Below are 21,254 nucleotides of genomic sequence, written 5' to 3' on the forward strand. Positions count from 1 at the left end.
AAAGAAATAGAGTTTTCCCGAAAAATGCAGCCTCAAACAGACACATCAGTCCAAATTCCTCTCATTATTGACCTCGAGGAAGCCGCCGCAACCATGAATGAAGTTTTCATGTCTATGAAGCATTCTGTTTTATTAAAGCCAAATCCGGCTTGGAAAGACAGATTTGTCCGATTAGACAGATTGGAAAATATGATTTTAGAAAACAAGGAAAGGATTGAAGCTGCGATTTATACGGATTTTGGATGCAGAGATGCTTTCGTCACGGATATGTTGGATATTTTCCCGACCCTTTCTCAGATCCGATATTTGAAGAAGAATGCCGAAAAATGGATGAAGCCTCGTTCCTTTGTCCCCGATCCGTATTTGCTTCCGGGAAGTGAGGAAGTAATCTTTCAGCCGAAGGGAGTAGTCGGAATCATTGCACCATGGAACTATCCTCTCTTTCTCTCTATTGGTTCAGTTGCGCAGGCATTTGCTGCCGGTAATTTGTGCATGTTAAAGTTGTCTGAGACGACTCCGGTGTTTTCTTCCTTAATAGAAGAACTTGTACAAAAATACTTCATGCCCAACGAACTATATGTAGTCTTGGGCGAAAGCGATATTTCTTCCCGTTTTGCAGAACTTCCTTTTGATCATTTGCTGTTTATCGGCTCAACTCAAGTTGGCAGAAAGGTTGCACAAGCTGCGGCAAAAAATTTGACACCGGTAACTTTGGAGTTAGGGGGAAAGTCTCCGGCGGTTATTGCTCCGAATTATCCTTTAGATGCAGCTGTAGAGAGGATTATGGTCGGTAAGCTCTTAAATTCCGGCCAGACTTGCATAGCTCCCGATTATGTTCTTATAGAGCGCAGACGCGTTAGAAATTTTGTGGATATTTGCAGAAAAGAAGCAAGAAAACTCTATCCGGCAGGCTTAGCAGATCCGTCCTACACTTCGATCGTCTCTCAAAGCCGATTTGAATCTTTACTCAATCAGCTGCAGGAAGCGTCTCAGACATCTAAAGTGGAATCTCTATTTTTAGGAGATCAGTTCGATTTGAAGACGAGAAAGCTTGGACCACAGATAGTTCTCAATCCGCCGCCTGATATCGAAGTAATGAGCGAAGAGATTTTCGGGCCTATTTTGCCGGTCATTGCCTATCCCGATGATGACATAGGGGAGGCGGTCGACTTTATCAATTCCAGACCTCATCCTTTAGCGATGTATTGGTTTGATAACAATAAGAAGAGAGTGAAAAACATCGTCTCCACGGTGCCATGCGGAGGCATAACGGTAAACGATACGATTTTGCACGCGGTCAGTCACAATCTGCCGTTCGGCGGAGTGGGACAGTCCGGAATGGGCCGCTACATGGGAAAGGCAGGCTTTGAAAGCTTTTCCAATCTTAAGTCTGTGTTCTATCAGAGCAAACTGAATTTTGTGGATATGTTTAATCCGCCTTATTCTGAAAAGGCTCACTCTATTGTGAAATCAATGATCCAGGGGAAGTCCATGCTTTCTATCTTGCTGAAGAAAGATAAGGAGCAGGACGAGTAAATGATAAGTCCGGCGCCAAGCCGGACTTGATGAAAAACTTTTTAATTCAAAAGACTTATGTTTTCGAACTAACCGCCGATATAAGACATTTCAATCTTATTCTTCTTACGTTCCTTGACGGTTTCAGAAGTTCGAATTTCCGAGTAATGGTCTTCTCTTGCCGACCAAATACGTCCGATAGCTTCCTCAATCTCTTCATCGGTTGCGCCTCCGCGAAGCATCTGGCGAATATCGAACCCTGTAGTGGCAAAAAGACAGTTATAGATTTTTCCGTCAACGGAAAGTCTCATGCGGGAGCACTCTTTGCAGAAAGGCTCACTGACTGAAGAAATGAAGCCTATTTCTCCGCCGTCATCTTTGAATCTCCAGCGGGTAGCGACTTCTCCGGTGTAGTTCGGATCTAAAGGTTCAACAGGGTAGACATTGTTGATGTGTTCAACAATAGCTTTGGAGGGGATAACATCATCCATTCTCCAGCCGTTAGTTGCGCCAACGTCCATAAATTCAATGAAACGGACAATTACTTTAGTTCCTTTGAAATACTTGACAATATCTAAAAGCTTGTCGTCATTGACGCCTTTTTTAACGACAACATTTATCTTGATACTCGGGATTCCTGCTTCCTCGGCAGCCTTAATGCCTTCGAGAACTTTTTCGAGAGGAAAGCCCACGTCGTTCAATTTCATGAAGACCTCGGGGTCCATGCTGTCGAGAGAAACGGTAATCCTTTTTAAACCGGCTTCAGCTAATGCTTTTGCTTTTTTTGTTAAGGCCGAGCCATTGGTTGTAATAGCAACATCTAAATTTTTACCGTTCCAAGTCTTCAGAGAGGAAAGTTTTGCGACTAAGTTCTCTATGCCTTTTCTAAGCAAAGGTTCTCCGCCGGTCAGACGAATTTTCTCAACGCCGTTCTTAATAAAAATTTTGGCGACTCTTTCTAGTTCTTCAAAAGTCAGAAGTTCGGTGTGAGCCAGAAAGGAATGATCTTTTTCGAATTTCTCTTTAGGCATGCAATATCGACAACGAAAGTTGCATCTGTCCGTGACCGAGATTCGTAAGTCACGTAACGGTCTGCCTCGTCTGTCAACCCAGTGAGAGTCTTTTTTGCTGATGGTTCCGCTTAACGGAATAGTTTTAGACTCAGGCTTAATCGGTATTATTTTGCTTTTTTTCATTAAAAATGATTGCCTAATTGAAGAGACAATTATATTTATAGCCAAGACTTTTGAAAATACTCCGGTTGGTTGAGGAAAAAGTGAAAAAGCTTTTCAGTTTGAGTACGTTTTTATCTCTTCACTAAGTCCTAGCTTTCGTTCCTTTTATTTATATTCCTCATTTGAACCTTCTCCACTATACTTGCAAGACTTGTATTAAAAAAGAATTCAGATGGGAGAAAGATAATGAGTGAACCAGTAATGAAAGCAAGGTGCTATCCGGAGATTCTGGCCTTGTACGAAGAATTAAAAGAACACAGAAGAGACGTGCATGCTCATCCGGAATTAGGCTTTGATACTGACAGAACAGTTGAAAAAATTGTAGCTTTCCTGCAAAGACATGGAATCACTGAGATTGATACAACAACGGTCAAAGGTTCCGTGATTGCTGTCCTAACCGGGAATCAGCCTGGGGTTACCGTAGCTTTGCGTGCGGATATTGACGCACTTCCAATGCCGGATTCCACTTCCAATCCTTGGAAGAGCACCTTTGCAGGAAAAGCTCACGCATGTGGTCACGACGGTCACCAAACTTGGATGCTTGGTACTGCAACTTACCTCTCCGCACACCGTGATTTCCCGGGACGTGTGGTATTTATTTTCCAGCCGGCAGAAGAAATTGGCTTAGGAGCTACTGCAATTGTTAAAGCAGGCATTTTAGAAAAGTATGACGTTAAAGAAATCTACGGAGGCCATGACGAACCGTTCTTGGATAAAGGCTCCTTCGGTTTCAAAGTAGGACATTTGCAAGCCTCATCAGATAGCTTCTTGGTTGAGTTTACGGGAGTTGGAACTCACGGAGGCAGACCTCACAAAGGTATAGATCCTCTTCCTGCGCTTGCTGAACTTTATAACGCATATCAATCTATCATTTCTCGAAAAGTCGATCCATTAGAGCCGGCAGTGTTGTCTATTTGCTCCATGAATGCCGGAAGAAAGGACACTTACAACGTCGTTCCCGGAGACGCTAGTCTCGGGGGCACCGTAAGAACTTTCTCTCCCGCAGTAAGAGATCTTCTGGAAGAAAACATGAAGAGAATGGCAGAAGGCATTGCACAAGCTCATGGTTTGAAAGTTAATTTCCAATATATTCGTTTGATTTCTTCTTTAAATAATGCAGAGGTTTGCACAAAAGCAGGTATCGAAGAGGCACTTAAGCTTGTCGGAGAAGAAAATGTGGTTAAAGACATGACTCCTTTTATGAGCAGTGAAGACTTCAGCGTCTATCAGGAAAAAATTCCGGGAAGTATTATTAGAGTTGGCGTCCGAGATGAAAACCATCAGGTTTCCATCCATAATCCGTTATTTGACTTTAACGATGAGGTTTTACCGCTGGCTTCCACTTTGTTTGTAAATATTGTGAAGTCCAGACTCGCAGCTTTATCTAAATAAATTTAAATAGGAGAGCCTTTAGGGGGCTCTCCGGGAGAGCCGAAAATGATCTTTAATCAGTATGAGCAGCTAGAAGATTTTGTTTTAAGGAACGGAGTTCCTAAATCCGATCGCACGGGAACCGGGACAAGATCAGTTTTCGGCTATCAAATGAGGTTTAATCTCGAAGAAGGCTTTCCTCTGGTTACGACCAAGAAGCTTCATCTGCGCTCAATCATTCATGAACTGTTATGGTTCTTAAAGGGAGAATCCAACATAGCCTATCTGCGTGAGAACAAAGTTACTATTTGGGATGAGTGGGCAGATGAAAACGGTGAGTTAGGCCCGGTCTACGGAGTCCAATGGAGATCCTGGCCGACAGCCGATGGTAAAACAGTGGACCAAATTGCAAATGTCATCCAGCAAATCAAGACTAATCCGGACTCCAGGAGACTAGTCGTTAGTGCCTGGAACGTGGGAGAAGTGCCTAAAATGCATTTGCCTCCGTGTCATATGTTTTTCCAGTTTTACGTTGCTCAAGGACGCCTGTCCTGTCAGCTTTATCAAAGAAGCTGCGACATTTTCTTGGGTGTTCCTTTTAATATCGCAAGCTATTCTTTATTAACTCATATGGTTGCCCAGCAATGTGATTTGAAAGTCGGCGATTTTGTTTGGACCGGAGGAGATTGCCATATTTACGATAATCACATAGAGCAAGTGAAGGAGCAGCTTTCCCGCTCGCCTCGAGAAGCTCCTCAGCTAGTTATCAAGAGAAAGCCGGATTCCATCTTCGACTACAAGTTCGAAGATTTCGAGATTGTCGGCTATGATCCTTATCCAGCAATCAAAGCGCCGGTGGCTGTTTAGGAGGAAAACGTGAAGCCCCATATTAGTATGATTGTCGCCAGAAGCCGAAACGGCGTAATAGGTAACCGCGGAATGCTTCCATGGCGTCTTCCTGAAGACCTTAAGTTTTTTAAGCAGACAACCATGGGACTTCCTATCATTATGGGAAGGAAAACTTGGGAATCTATCGGCAGACCTTTGCCGGGAAGAAGAAACGTGGTTATTACGAGTAATCCCTCTTATTCCGCTGAAGGGGCTGAGGTTGTCGGAAGTATCGAGGAAGCCATTAAACTCTTTTCTTCTAACGACACCGTGATGATTATCGGAGGTGCAAGTATTTATAAACAAGCGCTTCCACTAGCTGACACTGTCTGGCTCACCCAAATTGATCAAGACTTTGACGGCGATGCGTACTTCGATTCTTTGTCTGAGGAAGATTGGAAAATTGTGTGGGAAGAAGATCATCCCGCAACGGAAAAGGAGACTCTTCCTTATAAATTCATGCGGTTAGAGAGAATTAGAAACACCTCGTATTGATTTCAGGTTTTCTTAGTGGTTATTTCTAAAAGAAGAATCTTTTCAAAAGAATAAAATATTCTGTAATCCGTAGATCGGACTGGATTATTTTGAAGGAAGAAAATGGCACTTGAAAAAATGTCGATATTAATCGACAGTGATTTAAAGAAAGACTTCATTAACTGTGTTCTTCGCCATTATGACAATGCCGAAGAAGGTATTTTGGATTTGATCAAGATTTACATCGAAAAGGCAAATTCGTCTCCTGCCCAAGCAGAAATCAAGGCAAAAGTACGTGAGACAGTTTTTGAAGGCGACAAAGGCAGCGGTCTTAACAGCAGAGAAATTGAGAAAATTATGCTCAATAAGACTGACGAAGAGATCGAAGCCAATCGTTTGGCTTAATCCATTAAAGAGGCAGCTTTCCTCACCATATTTAAATCGGCTCCGTGGCGCATCAGATCTCGCTCTACGGAGTCCATTGCTTCATTGAAATTCTCAAATTGTGAGTTGTTCTGCCAGAGAGTAGTGACTTCCTGATTACAAGCCCGTATATCCGCTGTCGTCTGCGGCCCTTCATCAATTGCGGCTGCTTGACAGCAAGAGTGAGAAGGAAGAAGTTTGGCTGAAACTAAAGCCATATAGGCGAGCATCGCATAAGTCGGCATATTCGGATTTGTTTTATCTTTACCCGAAAGAAAATTCTTGATTCCTTGTTCTATTTCACTAATCTTGACTTTCTGGTAATCCAATCCTGTAATGCAATTTTCAAGAATTATTTCGTTTTTCTTTGCATGGGCTACCTGACAGTAGAAATTTTTCCGCAAAGAGGGATGGGTTTCCGTGTTGTGATCCTCTCCCATTTTGATATTGATGATGAACTTATTATCAGAAGTATCAAAGACAAAAGTGGATTTAGAGGGAGAGTAACGGGACAGGACTCCTTCAACGAAGACCTTCTGTCCTTTGTATTTTTGAATAAATTCGGTTGGATTTTTTAAAACGTTTTTAGCCAATGAGCCTGCACTGAAGTAATAGACCTTCGGATTTTCAAAAAGAGTAGACGCCCCGGTATTAACAAAGCTCTCGTATTGTTCCCAAGCAAAGGACTTAATGAGGTAATTTTCCAAGGGAGAAAGCTGGTAGGGAGCAGGGGACGAATAAGAAAAGGAGGACACTGCCAGCAGGGAGGCTGCACAAACCTTCAATATCTTTTTCGTCAGAGACTGCTCCATTTCTCTAGTTCCAAGTAAAAATTACCACTTTCTATCGGCAATCTTCATTTGCTGTTCGTCAACAAAGTACCAGAAATCTTTTTCATTTAAGGTAACTCTGTGAACAACAAGTCCGGTATCAGCGTCTTTATATTCAAAGACAACGTTAATCGGCTGATTGCTTAAGAATTGGTTTTCTGCGGTTGCACAAATATTTTCAAAGTTAATGCTCGGCATATCCCACGGATCTTCATCATCCATGTCCAAAAGATTGCCTCTAAAGCGAGGGTGGCTCATGAGATATTTCAAAACATCGGCCAAAGCTTCAGTCGGTATGACCCAGAAATGTTCTCCCCCGGTAGATACTAGGTTGTCGAATACATCTTTAACAAAGACCTTGAGATCTGCGTCATCAGGCACAGCGAGCGGATCGTTCATACCCATCGGATCATTTTGATGGGTGGCATACCATTGTTGTCCTGAGACTTTGAGCGGGCCTTGAATTTTGGCACGCAAATCATCATAAGCCACAAATCCAAGTGCCCAAGGGTTAGCATTTCCAACTTCTTTAGCAGCTGCAATTAATTTAGTTAACCATTCTTTTTTTGATAATTGAGCCATACAAGTTCCTTCTTTAAATCTACAAATTGGTAAGAGGTTTACCCTCCTACGATATCAGTTTTTACATAAGGTTACCAGGGTGTAAGTTCAGTTTGAGCGATCTTGCTTTATAGGAAAAGAAATTCTGAGTTTAGACCTCTCAAGAAATATAGAATCAAAAAACTTTTAATGGAAAATTTTCTATGGTGAAGAAGCTTTTTTTAATTGCTGCCTTGTTTTCTCAAGCAGCTTTTGCAGGTCAGTATGCCCAACAGTTGAGTGACTGTGCCTATAACAATCTAAATTCTCAAGATAAAAAGATATTGACTCAGTGGGCATTTGTTTCATTAGGAAAAACAAAAGCTGCTAAAGAAGTGACTGTGATTCCGGCTCAAAAAATCAAAGACATTGAAGCAAAGGGCAAGGCTGTCATGACAAGCATCGTAACGGAGAGATGCGGAAAAGAAATGGCGAAAGTTGCTCTCTATGAAACAAAAGACGGTTTTAAAGAGGCAGGTTCTGATTTGGCTTTGAGACTAGCCAAAGACGAGATGGGAAGTAAACTCGATTCTATTTTCCCGAAAATCACAGATCAGGGCAGTTTGAATGTAATGAAGGCCGGGGAAGTTTTGGACGGCTTCTTCAAAAAGATTAGATAAGCCGGAATCCGGTGCTGTTCTTAAGAGTCAAAAGCATCCTTGAGACGGCAGGGTTAAATTCAAAGAAATTAGAGTTTAGATTTAACTGCCAAAAGAAAAGCCCGGAAAAAGTATTCCGGGCGTTGTGCTTTAGAAACTATTATTTTTTAGCTTCCGGTGCGGCTTTCTTAATTGTGAAATTGTGGCATTCATTGCACATGAGGACCGGCTTAGACTGATTGGCTTTATGACAATCTTCACAATTAACTTGACCTAAATGGCTCTTATGAGGATTTGGAACAAGGTTTGCAGTTTGCTGACCTAATTTGTCATAGTCACCGTGGCATTGCATGCACTGGTATTTAGTGACATAGCCGTTTTGGCTTTTTGGCCACATGGCTCCATGGGCTTGCTCTAATGTTTTTGCTTCAGCAGCAAAAGTAACAGACATGCAAGAACCGATTGTTAATGCAAGAGCGGCAATAAGAAGTTTTTTCATGTTATTCCTCACGTATTATTTTGCTTGACTTGCTCTCTGAGCCATTTCTTTACCCGCAATTCTTCCGAACACCGTAGCAGCGCCTAACTGAGCACCGCCGGCATAGTTATGGAAGAAGATACCGCCTGCAGAGTTGCCAACTGCATAGAGACCAGGGATAGATTTTCCGTCTAAGTTCTGGATTTCAGCCTTGGTATTGATCAACGGACCTCCGAAAGTTGCAGTCATACCGCCGTTCAACGGAATAGCGTAGAAAGGTCCTTTTTCGATGAGGTGCGGCTTCTTGTAGGTGTTAGGAGGTGTAAGTTTATCAAGTGTGCTGTTCTTGACTGCGTTGTTATAGTCTTCGACAGCTTTTACGATCTTCTTTTCCGGAAGTCCGACTTGTTTAGCGAGCGCTTCAATTGTGTCGGCTTTTCCATACGGGCTGTTCAAGCGATCGAATTTTGCGACCACGCCTTCAAGGACCGGGCAGGTTGAGTCAACGATAACCCATGCCTTATTGTCAAGAGTCTTTTGAGCGGTTGTTCTGGCCTTAATAACATAGGTGTTGTTTTCGTCCATGTAGCGATCACCGCTTGTTGTGACTTGAATGCCATATCCGCTGTTAAGAACGTCGGCCGGGTTGACGTGAGTTTCTTTAACGATAGGACCGGAGTGGAATTGGTCCATATTAACGAACTTTGTGTACAAAGGCATTGTCAGGGAAATATTTTCACCGGTGGTGGATTTCGAACCTCTCAAAACCATGCGGGTTGCCCATCCGCCGATATATTTGTCAACCATTTCGGGGTTAGCGGAGAATCCGCCTGTAGCGATGGCTACACCGCCTTTGGACAAGAATTCTTTTTGACCTTCAGGAGTTTGAATCTTGACGCCTGTGACATTCATCTTGTCATCGTGAAGAAGTTCAATACCTTTGTGCTCGAACTTAACTTCAACGCCATTCTTTTGAGCGGCAGCCAACAGTTTCTTAACCAATTGTGCACCGCCTGTGAGGCCTTCACCATCTACACGGCAAGTACGGCCGAGACGTGGATAAGGCATCGGACGAATTTTTTTGAATTTAACGCCGATATCCTGTTCCAACCAATCGATATCAGCAGGAATGTGATCGGTATAGACTTTGTTCAAAGCCGGATCGCCCATTTGTTTGGAAACATCCATCATCATGGCGTAGAAGGCTTCAGCTGTATCTTGGATACCTTGTTCTTTCTGATGGCGGGCGCCCCAACCGCAAACGGAGCCCAAAGCAAAGATAGCGTTGCCGTCAGGACGATCTTTCTTTTCGAACACAACGACTTTTTTGGCTCCGGCTTGTTTGGCTGCAATAGCAGTAACGAGACCGGCAGGACCGGCGCCTAAAATAATGGCGTCATAGACTTCTTTTTCGTCCTTCTTTGGTTCAGCAGCTTGGCTTGTGCCGGCAAATGTAGCAAGGCCGGCGGCTAAGCTTCCAAAGAAAGAAGTTTTGAGCATACCGCGACGCGAAAATTGCTTGGACATTGAATTCTCCTATTTCCAAAAGAATGTTTTGTTTCTCAAACCAGTAAGCATTTGCTTAAGGATTGTTAAGAATTCTATCCTCGACCCTATAGGATAAATATCCTAGATCATGTTGAGCTATCTCCATTAACAAGGAAAGCCAAGTTTTGAAGCGTAAGAATCAGAACAATAATGAGATTTGGAAGAGGTGAGCTTTTTAGAGTGATCAATCAGTAGTATTGGCAATATTCAAAAGAAAGGCCTTGGTTAAAATCAGAAAGAAAGGATAATTTTCTGAGTAATTATTTGATGAAAGTTTTAAAGCCTTGTATTGCATTTACGGTCTTAGTCCTAAGCAGTGCGGTTTATGCGCTTCCGGTAATAACGGTAGCTTCTTTGCCATGGAGCGAAGACACTTTAGGAGTTACGGCATTAGACAGTACTCTAAGCTACCTTTCTTCCGAGCTTAAAGGGAAGTACGAAATCAAGCATGTTTCTTTACCGGCAGAAGAGCTAAAGAAAGCCGTTACCGAAAACAAGGTTGATTATTTTATTTCCAACTCTCTTTTTTACACTTCAGTTTCGGCGTCTTCCGGAGGTCAAACGGCAGCGAGAATTGCAGTTCTATGGAATCCTCGTACTTCTTCTCCAACTTATGGCGAAGGCGCAACTATTGTTGTCAGAAGAGACTCTAATATCCACACGCTTTCTGATCTGCAAGAAAAATCTCTCTTCGTTCCAAGTCAAAATGATACTTTTACGTATTTAAGTCTTTTAGGAGAGATTGCCAAAAGTGGCCATCAGCCTCGAGAATTCTTCAAATCTGTTGAGTATGGTGACGGTAAGCATAAAACAGTGATTGAGAAAGTCCTCTCAAAAGAGGCTGATATCGGGGTAGTGAGGACCTGTTATTTAGAAGAGCATCCCAATTACGAAGTGGAGAGCCAACTAAGGGTTGTTAACTTAAAAGATTTTCCAGTCATGAACTGCAAGAGCAGTACGGATTTGTACTTGGGAACTATTTTTGCAGCAACGGCAGAGGCGGATCCCTATCTTAACCGTTTAATTTTAAAGACTCTCTTGGAAATGCCCGCGGAGAATGGTTATATCTGGACGGCAGGAGGAAACCTTTCCGCTTCTCATGCTCTTTTGCAAACTTTGAATGCAGAACAGTACGGCAGTTTGTCTCGAAAATTCTTTTTCCGGAAACTTCAGGAGCATGCCGATGTTTTAATCCTCTTAGCGTTGATTGTTGCCGGACTGATTAGTCACTCGATCCGATCTAACTACTTGATTGAAAAGCGGACAAAAGAATTAAAAGAGATCCAAAAGACTTTCAACGAAACAACGCTGAAATTAAACAATATGCAGAAGGTTGGTCTGATTGGTTTAATGTCCAGCATGATCGGCCATGAGCTCAAACAGCCTCTGACTATCATCATGAATTACCTTCAGGGTCTGAAAGTCCAGTCAAAGACAGGAAAGCTTGATGCAAAAAATATTCTGACCGCACTCACACAGATTGAGACGCAGACCGTAAGAGCCAACGCAATTATTCAAAGGGTCAGAAGTTATGCCAAGCAGGAAAAGCCTCAAGTTCGGTCGGTTAATTTCAACCAGTTAATTCATAAGGCCTTGACATACTTGAACCAGACTGCCCAACGGCATGTAAAAGTTTCATTAAAACTGCCTAAGAAAGAAGTTGTTGTTCAGGCAGAGCCGACGGATTTAGAACTTTCCGTTTATAACTTGTTGAAAAATGCTGCGGACGCTTGTGCCGAAGTTAAAAAGCCGGAAATCACTATAGAACTTACGGAGGATTCTCGGGTTGAATTAAAGATTTCTGACAATGCTCCGGAGATCGATGAAGAAACTTTTAAAAATTTAGGAACTCTTTTTAAGAGCAGTAAACAGAACGGTCTTGGCCTTGGTCTTGCCATTGTAAAACGGGTGGCGGAGGCAAACGGAGGCCGTTTAGAGTTTCAAAAAGATGAATCCGGAAGGTTATTCGTCATATTAAGTCTTCCAAAATTTGAGGAACAAAATTGATAAGTCCTTTAGCAAAAATAAGAATCATTGACGATGATCCGGCGATGTTGGAATCCTGGAAATTCTTGTTGAATAGTCTGGGATGCGATGTCGTTACCTATAACAGCGCCAAAGAGTTTCTGGAAAAAGACGATCCGCATCCGATGGGTTGTATTTTGCTGGATGTCAGAATGCCGGAGATGAGCGGGCTCGAACTTCAAGAACTATTGAAAGAAACGAAGAATGAACTTCCTATTGTGTTTTGTTCCGGCCACGGCACAATTGATATGGCAGTTTTGGCCGTTAGAAAAGGAGCTGTAGATTTTCTTGAAAAGCCGGTAGAAGTTGAGCGGCTGGTGGAGAGCTTAGAAAGGGCTTGTGAAAAAGATGCCCAAAGAGTAGAGGCTCAGACACTTAGTCTGCGTGAAAAGGAAAAGGTAGACTCTTTAACCCAACGAGAAAAAGAAGTGGCCAAAGCATTGGCCGACGGATCTTCTAACCGAGCAGCGGGGCTTAAGCTGGGTATTTCGGAAAAAACCGTTCAAATCCACCGAGGTTCATTATGTAAAAAACTTGGAATTCGATCTCAGGTTGAAATTTCCAAAGTCGTTGAAAAATATCATTTCTAAAAGAGCTTACTGTGCCGAAGATCCTGTTTTTATGTAGACAAATGGTAAGTCTTAACCTATTGAAGTTTTATAAGTTTTAATAAGGAAGATAAGCACGGACGGGACTCAAAAGTAAGATCACTGACATGTCTTAGGTTTGAACTACTCAATTGGAGGCGGGGATAAAGGCCCGGTAGTCCAAATTCTTAAGGCTAAGTGTCTGTATCAGTTCTAGCTGGGAGCAAATCCGCAAGTTGAGAACATGATCATTGTATTTTATTGTCTTACTTCTGAAGGGTAGAAAAATAAAATGAGGGGCTGAAATATTTTCAGCCCCTCGCGTCAATTAATTGAATCTACATTATGGCAGTTTAGCTAATTGTTCTTTGACAGAGATCAAAGAAGCTTCAAAACCGGCTAATCGAGTTCTTTCTTGTTCAATTACCTGAGCAGGTGCTTTAGCTACGAATCTTTCGTTGGAAAGTTTGCCTTTAGCTTTAGCAATTTCACCTTCAAGACGAGCAATTTCCTTATTCAGGCGAGCTTTTTCAGCTTCAATATCTACTTTAACAATCAGCATGAGACTGAAGTCATTAACGACAGCGACAGGAGCAGCTGATCCGACAGGGCGAGCCTTATCTAAATCATCCGTGTAGATAACTTCGCTGAGCTTGCCTAAGACTTTCAGATAGGTATCTAAGGATTCTGCTCTTGCTCTGGAAGCGCCGTCCTTGCAGCTGATAGCCAAAGGAACTTTAGTAGACGGAGAAATCTTCATTTCACCGCGTAAGTTTCTGATGGCATCAATCATTGCTTTGACTTCATTCATGGCGAAGTCGGCTTCGGCATTAACCTGAGAAGCATCGTACTTCGGATATTCCTGAATCATGATGGATGTTTCTTCGTCAGCCTTACGGGCGTTGGCAATAACGGAAACTGTCTGCCAAAGTTCTTCAGTGATGAACGGAATAATCGGATGAGCAAGACGCAAAACAGTTTCAAGTACGGTAACAAGAGTATTTCTTGTCGCTCTTTCAATTGCCGGGTTCCCGCTGTTTAACTGAACCTTGGCAAGTTCCAAGTACCAGTCGCAGTATTCATTCCAGACGAAGCTGTAGATAGCGTTGGCAGCATTGTCCAAACGATAATCTTTGTAGGCTTGGCGAACTTCTTTGATGCAGTTCTGAAGCTGTCCTTTGATCCAAAGATCAGGAATAGAGTAGATCTTTTCTGCATCTGTAAAGCCGCAATCTTTGTCCTGGACGTTCATCAGAACAAAGCGGGTAGCGTTCCAAAGTTTGTTGCAGAAGTTGCGGTAGCCGGAAGCTCTCTTAATATCAAAGTTAACGTTTCTTCCTAAGGTTGCATAAGCAGCCATAGTGAATCTGAGTGCATCTGTGCCGTGAGCTTCAATTCCTGACGGATAGTTTCTGCGAAGTTTCTTCTCGATTTCAGGAGCTTTTTCCGGTCTTCTTAAACCACGGGTGTTCTTAACGATTAAGTCTTCCAAGCCGATGGACTGGATAATGTCGAGCGGATCCAAAGTGTTGCCTTCAGATTTGCTCATTTTCTTGCCTTCGGCATCTCTGACTAAGCCGTGGATGTAAACATCTTTGAAGGGAACTTTGCCAGTAAAGAAGCGGGTCAGCATGATCATTCTGGCAACCCAGAAGAAGAGGATGTCATAGCCGGTGACCAAGACGGAGGAGGGCAGATAAAGCTGGAAGTCAATTTCAGCGTCTGCGTCCGGAGGAGTAATTCCGCCCAAGGAAGAGAAGGGAACCAGACCGGATGAGAACCAGGTATCGAGTACGTCCGGATCACGTGTCAATTTCACGCCTTCGCCGGCTTGTGCCTGAGCCTCTGCTTCGGTGGCTGCAACATAGACATTACCTTTGTCGTCATACCACGCCGGAATTTGGTGACCCCACCACAACTGACGAGAAAGGCACCAGTCTTGAATGTTATTAAGCCATTCTTTGTAGACTTTTTGCCACTGTTCCGGGAAGATGTTGACGAGGTTGTTTTCAACGGCTTCCAAGCCTAATTCAGCAAGAGATTTTCCCGGGAACTTGCAGCCTTCGGGAGCCGGTTTAGACATAGCCATGTACCATTGTTCCGAGAGCATCGGTTCGACGATTTCACCGGTTCTGGCAACTTTCGGTACCAAGTGAACATGGTCTTTAATGCCGACCAATAAACCTTGTTCTTCAAGATCCTTCACAGCAGCTTTTCTGGCTTCATAACGATCCATACCGCGATATTTTTCCGGAACGTTATTGTTCATATGAGCTGTCTTGTCGAGAACGACCAATTCCGGGAGGTTGTGGCGTTTACCGACTTCAAAGTCATTGAAGTCATGAGCCGGAGTAATTTTGACTGCGCCGGAACCGAATTCTTTATCAACGTACGGATCAGCAATAACCGGGATTTCACGATCAGTCAGAGGCAGCTTAAGCATCTTGCCGACAAGATGTTTGTAGCGGTCATCCTCGGGATTGACGGCAACGGCCTGGTCGCCGAAAAGAGTTTCCGGACGGGTAGTGGCAACAACAATGCCTTCAGAGCCATCAGCTCCAGGATAACGAATTTCCCAAAGTTTGCCTTTTTCTTCTTCGGATTCAACTTCCAAATCGGAAACGGAACTTTGAAGTTTCGGATCCCAGTTAACCAAACGGGTTCCTTTATAAATAAGACCTTTTCTGTAAAGCTCAACAAAGCAGTTTGTTACTGTCTTGGAGAGCTTTTCATTCATTGTGAAATAAAGCTTGTTCCAATCTAAGGAGGCACCCATACGGCGCATCTGATTCAAGATAGTGCCGCCGGAGAACTTCTGCCACTCCCAGACTCTTTCCAAGAATTGCTCGCGGGTAAGGTCTTTGATGGATTTGCCTTCTTTTTCTAATTGTCTTTCAACGATAATCTGCGTAGCGATACCGGCGTGGTCAGTACCCGGAAGCCAAAGCGTATTAAATCCATCCATTCTATGGAAACGGGTCAATGTATCCATCACCGTCTGGTTGAAGGCATGACCCATATGAAGAATGCCGGTGATATTCGGCGGAGGAAGCTGGATGGAGAAAGAAGGCTTGCCGAGATCTTTACCGGCAGCAAAATAGCCGTGTTCTTCCCAATACGGATACCACTTCGCTTCAATGGAAGCGGGCTCATAACTCTTTGCTAGTTCTTTGGTTTGTGTGTCGCTCATGGCAGATTTACTTCAATAAAATTCTTTAAATCAAGAGATGCGATATTTTCTCACGTTCACTATATGAAAGAGAGAAAGTCAGCTGAGAAATTCCTACTGTCTGTTATGAACTACCGGCGTAATGCCGTTTCTCTTATATGCAACGAAACGTCTTCTTCCCTCAGTTAGTCCCGGATCTTCTTTCGGAACGATATCTATCACTTTTGGAAATCTCTGCATTAAGTCATGAATAGCAGGCGGTACATTGTGGGTAAGAAGTACTAAAAGATCGCCGCTGCCGATATGTTCAGGATTATCGGAGAGAAGATATGCGTTCCCGGTTGCACCGGCTGTACGGGCTATCGAGTGGGGAATAAAACTCGACGGTTCAAATGTCCAGAGGAGATTATCCAATTGATCCATATCGTTTTCATTGTCAAAAAACACAGCGGCTTTCATGCCGAGTCTCTGCGCTTTTTTAAGCACAAGACAGGCATATCTTTCGCGGTTGACAACGTTTGTATGGATAGCTAATTCAGACATAGGTTAGATAATAACAAAGTCAGAGAAGAATGCTTTCTTTCTAAAAAATGTTCCTGCACTTATGCCGGGAGCGGTTTAGTGTTTCTACTTAGTTAATCTCTTACAAATCTTATCTGAATTTAGGCTACTCCTCTATATTTCGGTCATAATTTCTCGTTAGGTCTTTTTGCGCGAGTCATACTGATTTTCCCCATTGCAAAAAGAAATGAAGGATAGATTAACAACACTTTTTGAGTCTTAAAGAAATGGAAACCATTTTGAAATCCCTTCCCGTAGGAGAAAAGGTAGGTATTGCCTTCTCCGGCGGTTTAGATACTAGTTCTGCTTTGCTCTGGATGAAGAAGAAAGGAGCACTTCCTTGTGCTTACACAGCTAATCTGGGTCAGCCGGATGAAAAAGATTACGATGACATTCCAAAGAGAGCTATGGAATTCGGCGCATCAATCGCCCGTTTGATTGACTGCCGTGATCAGTTAGTTGCAGAAGGTATTGCTGCGATTCAATGTAATGCTTTCCATATTCATACCGCCGGCGTTACTTACTTCAATACAACACCGCTCGGCCGTGCTGTTACAGGCACAATGCTTGTAAACGCCATGAAGGAAGACGGCGTTAATATCTGGGGCGACGGTTCCACATACAAAGGAAACGATATTGAACGTTTCTACCGCTATGGCCTTTTAGCCAATCCTGAACTGAGAATTTACAAACCATGGCTCGACGTTAAATTCATTCAAGAATTGGGCGGCCGTGCTGAAATGAGCCAGTTCCTTATCGACAACGGCTTCGGCTACAAGATGAGCAAAGAAAAGGCATACTCCACTGACTCAAACATGCTTGGCGCCACACATGAAGCTAAGGATTTGGAACATTTGGACAGCTCCATTAAGATTGTTGAACCGATTATGGGCGTCGCTTTCTGGAAACCGGAAGTTGAAATTAAGCCGGAAGTCGTTACTTTGAGCTTCAAAGAAGGTATGCCTGTTGCCATTAACGGCAAAGAATACAAAGACAAAGTTGAGCTCATGATGGAACTCAACAAGATCGGCGGACGTCACGGTTTAGGTATGAGCGACCAGATCGAAAACCGTATTATCGAAGCTAAGAGCCGCGGTATTTACGAAGCTCCGGGAATGGCTCTTCTTCATATTGCTTATGAAAGATTAGTTACTGGTATTCATAACGAAGATACTATTGAACAGTACAGAATCAACGGTATGCGTTTAGGCCGTCTCCTTTACCAAGGCAGATGGTTTGATCCGCAGGCTATCATGCTCAGAGAATCCAGCATGAAGTGGGTTGCTAAGGCTATTACCGGTGAAGTTAAGATTGAACTTCGCCGTGGTAATGATTACAGCATCCTTGATACACGTTCTCCGAACCTCACATACCAGCCTGAACGTCTGACAATGGAAAAGGGCGACTCCATGTTTACAGCGGAAGACCGTATCGGTCAGCTGACAATGAGAAACCTCGACATTGTTGATACACGTGACAAGCTTGGTATCTACAGCAAGGTCGGCCTTATCGGCGGATCTTCCTCCATGCCGATGCTCAAAGGTATCGAAAAGGAAGAAGAAGTTAAGTAAGAACTTCAATTCAGAATGTCTCCTGTTTTTGCAGGAGACATTCGATAAAACATTAAAGCTCAAGAAATCTTGGGCTTTTTTGTTGCAATTATTAAGCCTCCCAAATCAAAATGAAATGAGAGGCTTAATTGTTTTTGATTTTCTTTCTTAAGAAAATCAGTTGTTACTGTAAAACAGAACGATTAGTTTTTGCCTAAAGCACTCTTTGCAGCAATACGTCCGAAGGTCAAAACGTCTGCTGTAGCGTTTCCGCCGAGTCTGTTAGAGCCATGGATACCGCCTGTAACTTCACCGGCTGCATAAAGACCCGGGATAACCTTGCCGTTTTTATCAACAACCTGTGCTTTCGGAGTAATTTCCAATCCGCCCATTGTGTGGTGGATTGACGGAGCACGCGGAGTTGCATAGAACGGAGCTTTTACAATCTGACGATCAAAGAGTTTTCTTCCGAACTTCGGATCATTCTTAGCTTCGACCATCTTATTGAATTCAGCAACGGTAGCTTCGAGCTTGTCGGCCGGCATACCAAGCTGTTTTGCTAAGTCGGCCAGTGTGTCTGCTTTATAGATTCTGCCGATCTGAACCAAGGTTTCAACATCTTCATTGAAGCTGTTTAACGGTTTTACGATGGAAGAGTCGTTGATGTCATAGCATACAGCACCCGGTTGTTTCTTGATGGCTGCAACGAATTCGTCACGGCGGGCATCTTCTTTAACGAATCTTTCGCCGTTCTTATTGACATCAATAACATCATCCAAGCCGGACATCTTTCTTGCACGGCCCTGAAGAGTACCTGTGCCCGGTGTGGCTAACGGGTAAACCTGAACATAGTTCATGCCTGTGGTATCTGCTCCATGTCTTGTGGCGATGGTGATGCCGTCGCCGGTAGCGCCCGGTTGGTTAGTTGAAACCATATCGGGAGTAAGGTGAGGTGCAGATTTCTGACGCATTTCTTTGTTTTGGCTGTAACCGCCGGTTGCAAGAATGACGCCGTTCTTAGAAAGAATCTGGTATTTGTTGCCGACTTTATCTTCTGCTGTGATGCCGATTACCTTGCCGCTCTTATCCAATACAAGGTCAGTGACGCGAGTGCCGAGTTTAAAGTTTACGCCTTGTTTAACAGCGTCTTGATACAGCGGATCAACTAAGCCGAGACCGGCAGGGGCATCCAACTGGTGGGTTCTTTGCCACAAGGCACCTGCGCCTTGGCTTACTCTATCCATTACCGGAGAGCCTTTGGACTGCATCCAGTGCAATGTGTCTAAGACATTGTTTGCATAAGTGCGGATCAGAGGAATGTGGCCGACTTTGTCGCCTCCGTTGTAGGTCTGTAAGGCATGCCATTCCGGACAGTCAAATAGAGTCTTGGAACCGCTCTTGAGATAAGCTTCATACTTGGCTTTAACATCAGCCATGAGCTTTTTGTGTTCTTCATTCGCCGGTTTTTCATTAATGGCTTTGACGACAGCATCTTTCAAAGTTTCTGTCATCGGAAGAGCTTTTTGTCTTTCCGGATCAGCGGCATTGAATGCGGATGCACATCTTAATGTATTACCGCCGACGACAGGCATTTTTTCAACGATTAAAACGTTCTTTGCTCCGAGATCTTTAGCGGTTACGGCGGCAGATAAGCCTGCACCCCCTGCACCTACGACAACCAGGTCAACTTCTTGTTTTTGTACTCCGTCAATTTTCTTGATCTTTTGCGGTACTGGTTTTTGGAAGTTAGCAATGTTGCCGCCGGCTTTTTCGATGGCTTCCCCAACTGCTGTCTTCAATGCAGTTGAAGTAACGGTGGCACCTGCGATGTTGTCAACGTTAAGTGTTTGATAATCGATGATATCTTTACCGATTTCACGAATAGCAGTATCGCCTAAGAATTTTGTTTCTCTCTGGCCCGGTGTTTGGATTTCTGAAATCTTATGGTCTTTAATTACGACCTTGACATTCAGCCAACCGTTGTTGCCGTAAGCTTTGGCTTCATAGGTGCCGTCTTTAAGAGGAGAAGCTACGGTCTTCTTTCCGGAGGCTTTATCTAAGCATTCCTGGACAGCTGTTTTAATTGCTTTTGATGTAACGGAAGCACCTGATACGGCGGGAACATCAGCAGATTGGGCTTCGACGATTTTCGCCGGAAGCTGTTCTACGGCATGAGTTCCGATATTTTGAGTTTCTTTTTGATCAGTGACTTTTACTGACAAAATCTTGTCGGCCGAAGTCTGAACTTCAACTGCTACAGGTCCGTTCTGGCCGGCTACTGATGCAGTGTATGTGCCTGGAGTGTAGGCAAGGACAATAGTTGAGCAAAAGGCAGCAGATACTGCCAAAAAAGTTTTCGTTAATCTCATTAGTTTCTCCAAGGTTGCCAAATAGGCATACAGAAAAATTCTAATTGTTAGCTCGCAAACTATAAAATACTATTATTAGATGTCTGTGATACTTTTTTCGTATGAACTTAAGATTGCTTCAGTCATATTGGCTCTTCTATCTGGTTGTAAAAGAAGGAAGTTTTACAAAAGCGGCTAGTGTTGCCTCCATGTGTCAGCCGCCGTTGTCCATGCACATTAAAAAGCTTGAGGATTCTCTTGGTGTTAAGCTGTTTGAACGGTCCAATAAAAAGGCTGTTCTGACTAAGGAAGGCCGTGCAATTTTTCCTGTTGTAGAGAAGTTTTTGACTAAAACGGAGCTTTTCTTTGATCAAGTTCAAGCAAATTTGGACGGCATGGAAAAAAAAGTTACCTTCGGATCTTTTGCTTGGCTTTTACAGCTTTTTATCGCACCGATGCTTAACGAGCTAAAAATTGCGGACTCTAAAAAACGCTATGATTTCATTGAAATAGAGAGTATCGATTTAGTTTCACAGCTGCAGGATTTCAAAATAGATGTGGGTTACGCCTACGCAGAGCCTTTTGAAAGAGCAGGTATTGCCGCCGTTCCTATTGCGAAAATAGAAAATAAGGTAGTTGTTCCGAAGAATCATATTTTGGCGGAATTCGACAGTATTCATTTGGAGCAACTTAGTAAACTCGACTGCATTTGTCTTCCTTCAGATGTTTCTCCTCAACTGTTTAGTTTTATGAAACAGCTCTCGGCCCAATATCATTTCAATATTGTTTCGAGAACGGATATCCGCAATTTTTACAATCAAGTAGCATTCGTCGAGTCTCAGCATACTTTTGCTATTATTGCGACGCCGGCGTGTGACTTAATCTCCAAAAATCTGAAAGCGATCCCAATAGTTAATTCACCGGCTCTGACTTTAGTCCGAATGACAAGAGAAGATGTGTCTCAGCGGCTGAGAAAGAGACTTCAGGAAAGGGAGGAGGCGCACTTAAGAAAAATCCCAGGCATTCGAACAATGTCTGGGAGGGATTAAGAAA

The 21,254-nt window shown here is 43.3% G+C and carries 18 protein-coding genes; 10 read left to right on the forward strand and 8 right to left on the reverse strand.

Annotation, left to right across the window (positions count from 1 at the left end):
- Positions 1-24: 24 nt before the first annotated feature.
- Complete coding sequence (locus RDK53_RS04045; RefSeq protein ID WP_308513408.1) at positions 25-1,536, forward strand: aldehyde dehydrogenase family protein; 1,512 nt, start codon at positions 25-27, stop codon at positions 1,534-1,536.
- A gap of 68 nt (positions 1,537-1,604) precedes the next feature.
- Here the strand turns inward: RDK53_RS04045 and moaA are convergent, their stop codons facing one another.
- Positions 1,605-2,711, reverse strand: a complete 1,107-nt coding sequence (gene moaA / locus RDK53_RS04050) for a GTP 3',8-cyclase MoaA (protein ID WP_308513409.1) — start codon at positions 2,709-2,711, stop codon at positions 1,605-1,607.
- A 225-nt stretch (positions 2,712-2,936) separates the two neighbouring features.
- On the opposite strand from moaA, the gene RDK53_RS04055 reads away from it, so the two are divergent.
- The 4 genes from RDK53_RS04055 (at position 2,937) to RDK53_RS04070 (ending at position 5,888) form a co-directional block, all read left to right on the forward strand.
- Complete coding sequence (locus RDK53_RS04055; protein WP_308513410.1) at positions 2,937-4,142, forward strand: amidohydrolase; 1,206 nt, start codon at positions 2,937-2,939, stop codon at positions 4,140-4,142.
- 45 nt (positions 4,143-4,187) lie between these two features.
- Complete coding sequence (gene thyA / locus RDK53_RS04060; RefSeq protein WP_308513411.1) at positions 4,188-4,988, forward strand: thymidylate synthase; 801 nt, start codon at positions 4,188-4,190, stop codon at positions 4,986-4,988.
- Between the two features lie 9 nt (positions 4,989-4,997).
- Positions 4,998-5,504 (forward strand): dihydrofolate reductase, encoded by a 507-nt coding sequence (locus RDK53_RS04065; RefSeq protein WP_308513412.1) that lies wholly within the window; start codon positions 4,998-5,000, stop codon positions 5,502-5,504.
- Between the two features lie 102 nt (positions 5,505-5,606).
- Positions 5,607-5,888: a 4Fe-4S ferredoxin gene (locus tag RDK53_RS04070; RefSeq protein WP_066592511.1), complete on the forward strand. Its 282-nt coding sequence runs from the start codon at positions 5,607-5,609 to the stop codon at positions 5,886-5,888.
- Here RDK53_RS04070 and RDK53_RS04075 read toward each other — a convergent pair.
- Positions 5,885-6,718, reverse strand: a complete 834-nt coding sequence (locus tag RDK53_RS04075; RefSeq protein ID WP_308513413.1) for a hypothetical protein — start codon at positions 6,716-6,718, stop codon at positions 5,885-5,887. The two genes, RDK53_RS04070 and RDK53_RS04075, sit on opposite strands and share 4 nt — an antisense overlap.
- A gap of 21 nt (positions 6,719-6,739) precedes the next feature.
- Positions 6,740-7,318, reverse strand: a complete 579-nt coding sequence (locus tag RDK53_RS04080; RefSeq protein ID WP_308513414.1) for a hypothetical protein — start codon at positions 7,316-7,318, stop codon at positions 6,740-6,742.
- A 182-nt stretch (positions 7,319-7,500) separates the two neighbouring features.
- Between RDK53_RS04080 and RDK53_RS04085 the strand changes: the two genes are divergently transcribed.
- The gene (locus RDK53_RS04085; protein ID WP_066592499.1) at positions 7,501-7,956 is read left to right on the forward strand and encodes a hypothetical protein; all 456 of its coding nucleotides are present in this window, start codon (positions 7,501-7,503) and stop codon (positions 7,954-7,956) included.
- Between the two features lie 139 nt (positions 7,957-8,095).
- Here the strand turns inward: RDK53_RS04085 and RDK53_RS04090 are convergent, their stop codons facing one another.
- Together RDK53_RS04090 and RDK53_RS04095 are read right to left on the reverse strand one after the other, a co-directional pair.
- On the reverse strand, positions 8,096-8,434 hold the full coding sequence (locus RDK53_RS04090; RefSeq protein ID WP_084081463.1) for a cytochrome c3 family protein: 339 nt from the start codon (positions 8,432-8,434) through the stop codon (positions 8,096-8,098).
- 15 nt (positions 8,435-8,449) lie between these two features.
- Positions 8,450-9,940: an FAD-dependent oxidoreductase gene (locus RDK53_RS04095; protein WP_308513415.1), complete on the reverse strand. Its 1,491-nt coding sequence runs from the start codon at positions 9,938-9,940 to the stop codon at positions 8,450-8,452.
- 288 nt (positions 9,941-10,228) lie between these two features.
- On the opposite strand from RDK53_RS04095, the gene RDK53_RS04100 reads away from it, so the two are divergent.
- Entirely contained in the window at positions 10,229-11,968 is a 1,740-nt protein-coding gene (locus tag RDK53_RS04100; protein ID WP_308513416.1) for a PhnD/SsuA/transferrin family substrate-binding protein, read from the forward strand.
- Positions 11,965-12,576 (forward strand): response regulator, encoded by a 612-nt coding sequence (locus tag RDK53_RS04105; RefSeq protein WP_308513418.1) that lies wholly within the window; start codon positions 11,965-11,967, stop codon positions 12,574-12,576. Before RDK53_RS04100 ends, RDK53_RS04105 begins: the two co-directional genes overlap by 4 nt.
- Before the next feature lie 340 nt (positions 12,577-12,916).
- On the opposite strand, the gene RDK53_RS04110 is transcribed toward RDK53_RS04105, so the two are convergent.
- Entirely contained in the window at positions 12,917-15,763 is a 2,847-nt protein-coding gene (locus RDK53_RS04110; protein ID WP_308513419.1) for a valine--tRNA ligase, read from the reverse strand.
- A gap of 93 nt (positions 15,764-15,856) precedes the next feature.
- A complete protein-coding gene (locus tag RDK53_RS04115) occupies positions 15,857-16,285 on the reverse strand; it encodes a DNA polymerase III subunit chi (RefSeq protein WP_308513420.1) in 429 nt (142 codons plus the stop codon).
- 245 nt (positions 16,286-16,530) lie between these two features.
- Between RDK53_RS04115 and argG the strand changes: the two genes are divergently transcribed.
- A complete protein-coding gene (gene argG / locus RDK53_RS04120; RefSeq protein WP_066592485.1) occupies positions 16,531-17,874 on the forward strand; it encodes an argininosuccinate synthase in 1,344 nt (447 codons plus the stop codon).
- A gap of 182 nt (positions 17,875-18,056) precedes the next feature.
- Here the strand turns inward: argG and RDK53_RS04125 are convergent, their stop codons facing one another.
- The gene (locus tag RDK53_RS04125; RefSeq protein ID WP_308513421.1) at positions 18,057-20,222 is read right to left on the reverse strand and encodes a flavocytochrome c; all 2,166 of its coding nucleotides are present in this window, start codon (positions 20,220-20,222) and stop codon (positions 18,057-18,059) included.
- Between the two features lie 113 nt (positions 20,223-20,335).
- On the opposite strand from RDK53_RS04125, the gene RDK53_RS04130 reads away from it, so the two are divergent.
- Positions 20,336-21,250, forward strand: coding sequence for a LysR family transcriptional regulator (locus tag RDK53_RS04130; protein ID WP_308513422.1), 915 nt, complete (start codon positions 20,336-20,338; stop codon positions 21,248-21,250).
- The last annotated feature ends 4 nt before the right edge of the window (positions 21,251-21,254 follow it).

It is taken from the genome of uncultured Turicimonas sp., from assembly GCF_902477955.1.
GTDB lineage: Bacteria > Pseudomonadota > Gammaproteobacteria > Burkholderiales > Burkholderiaceae_F > Turicimonas.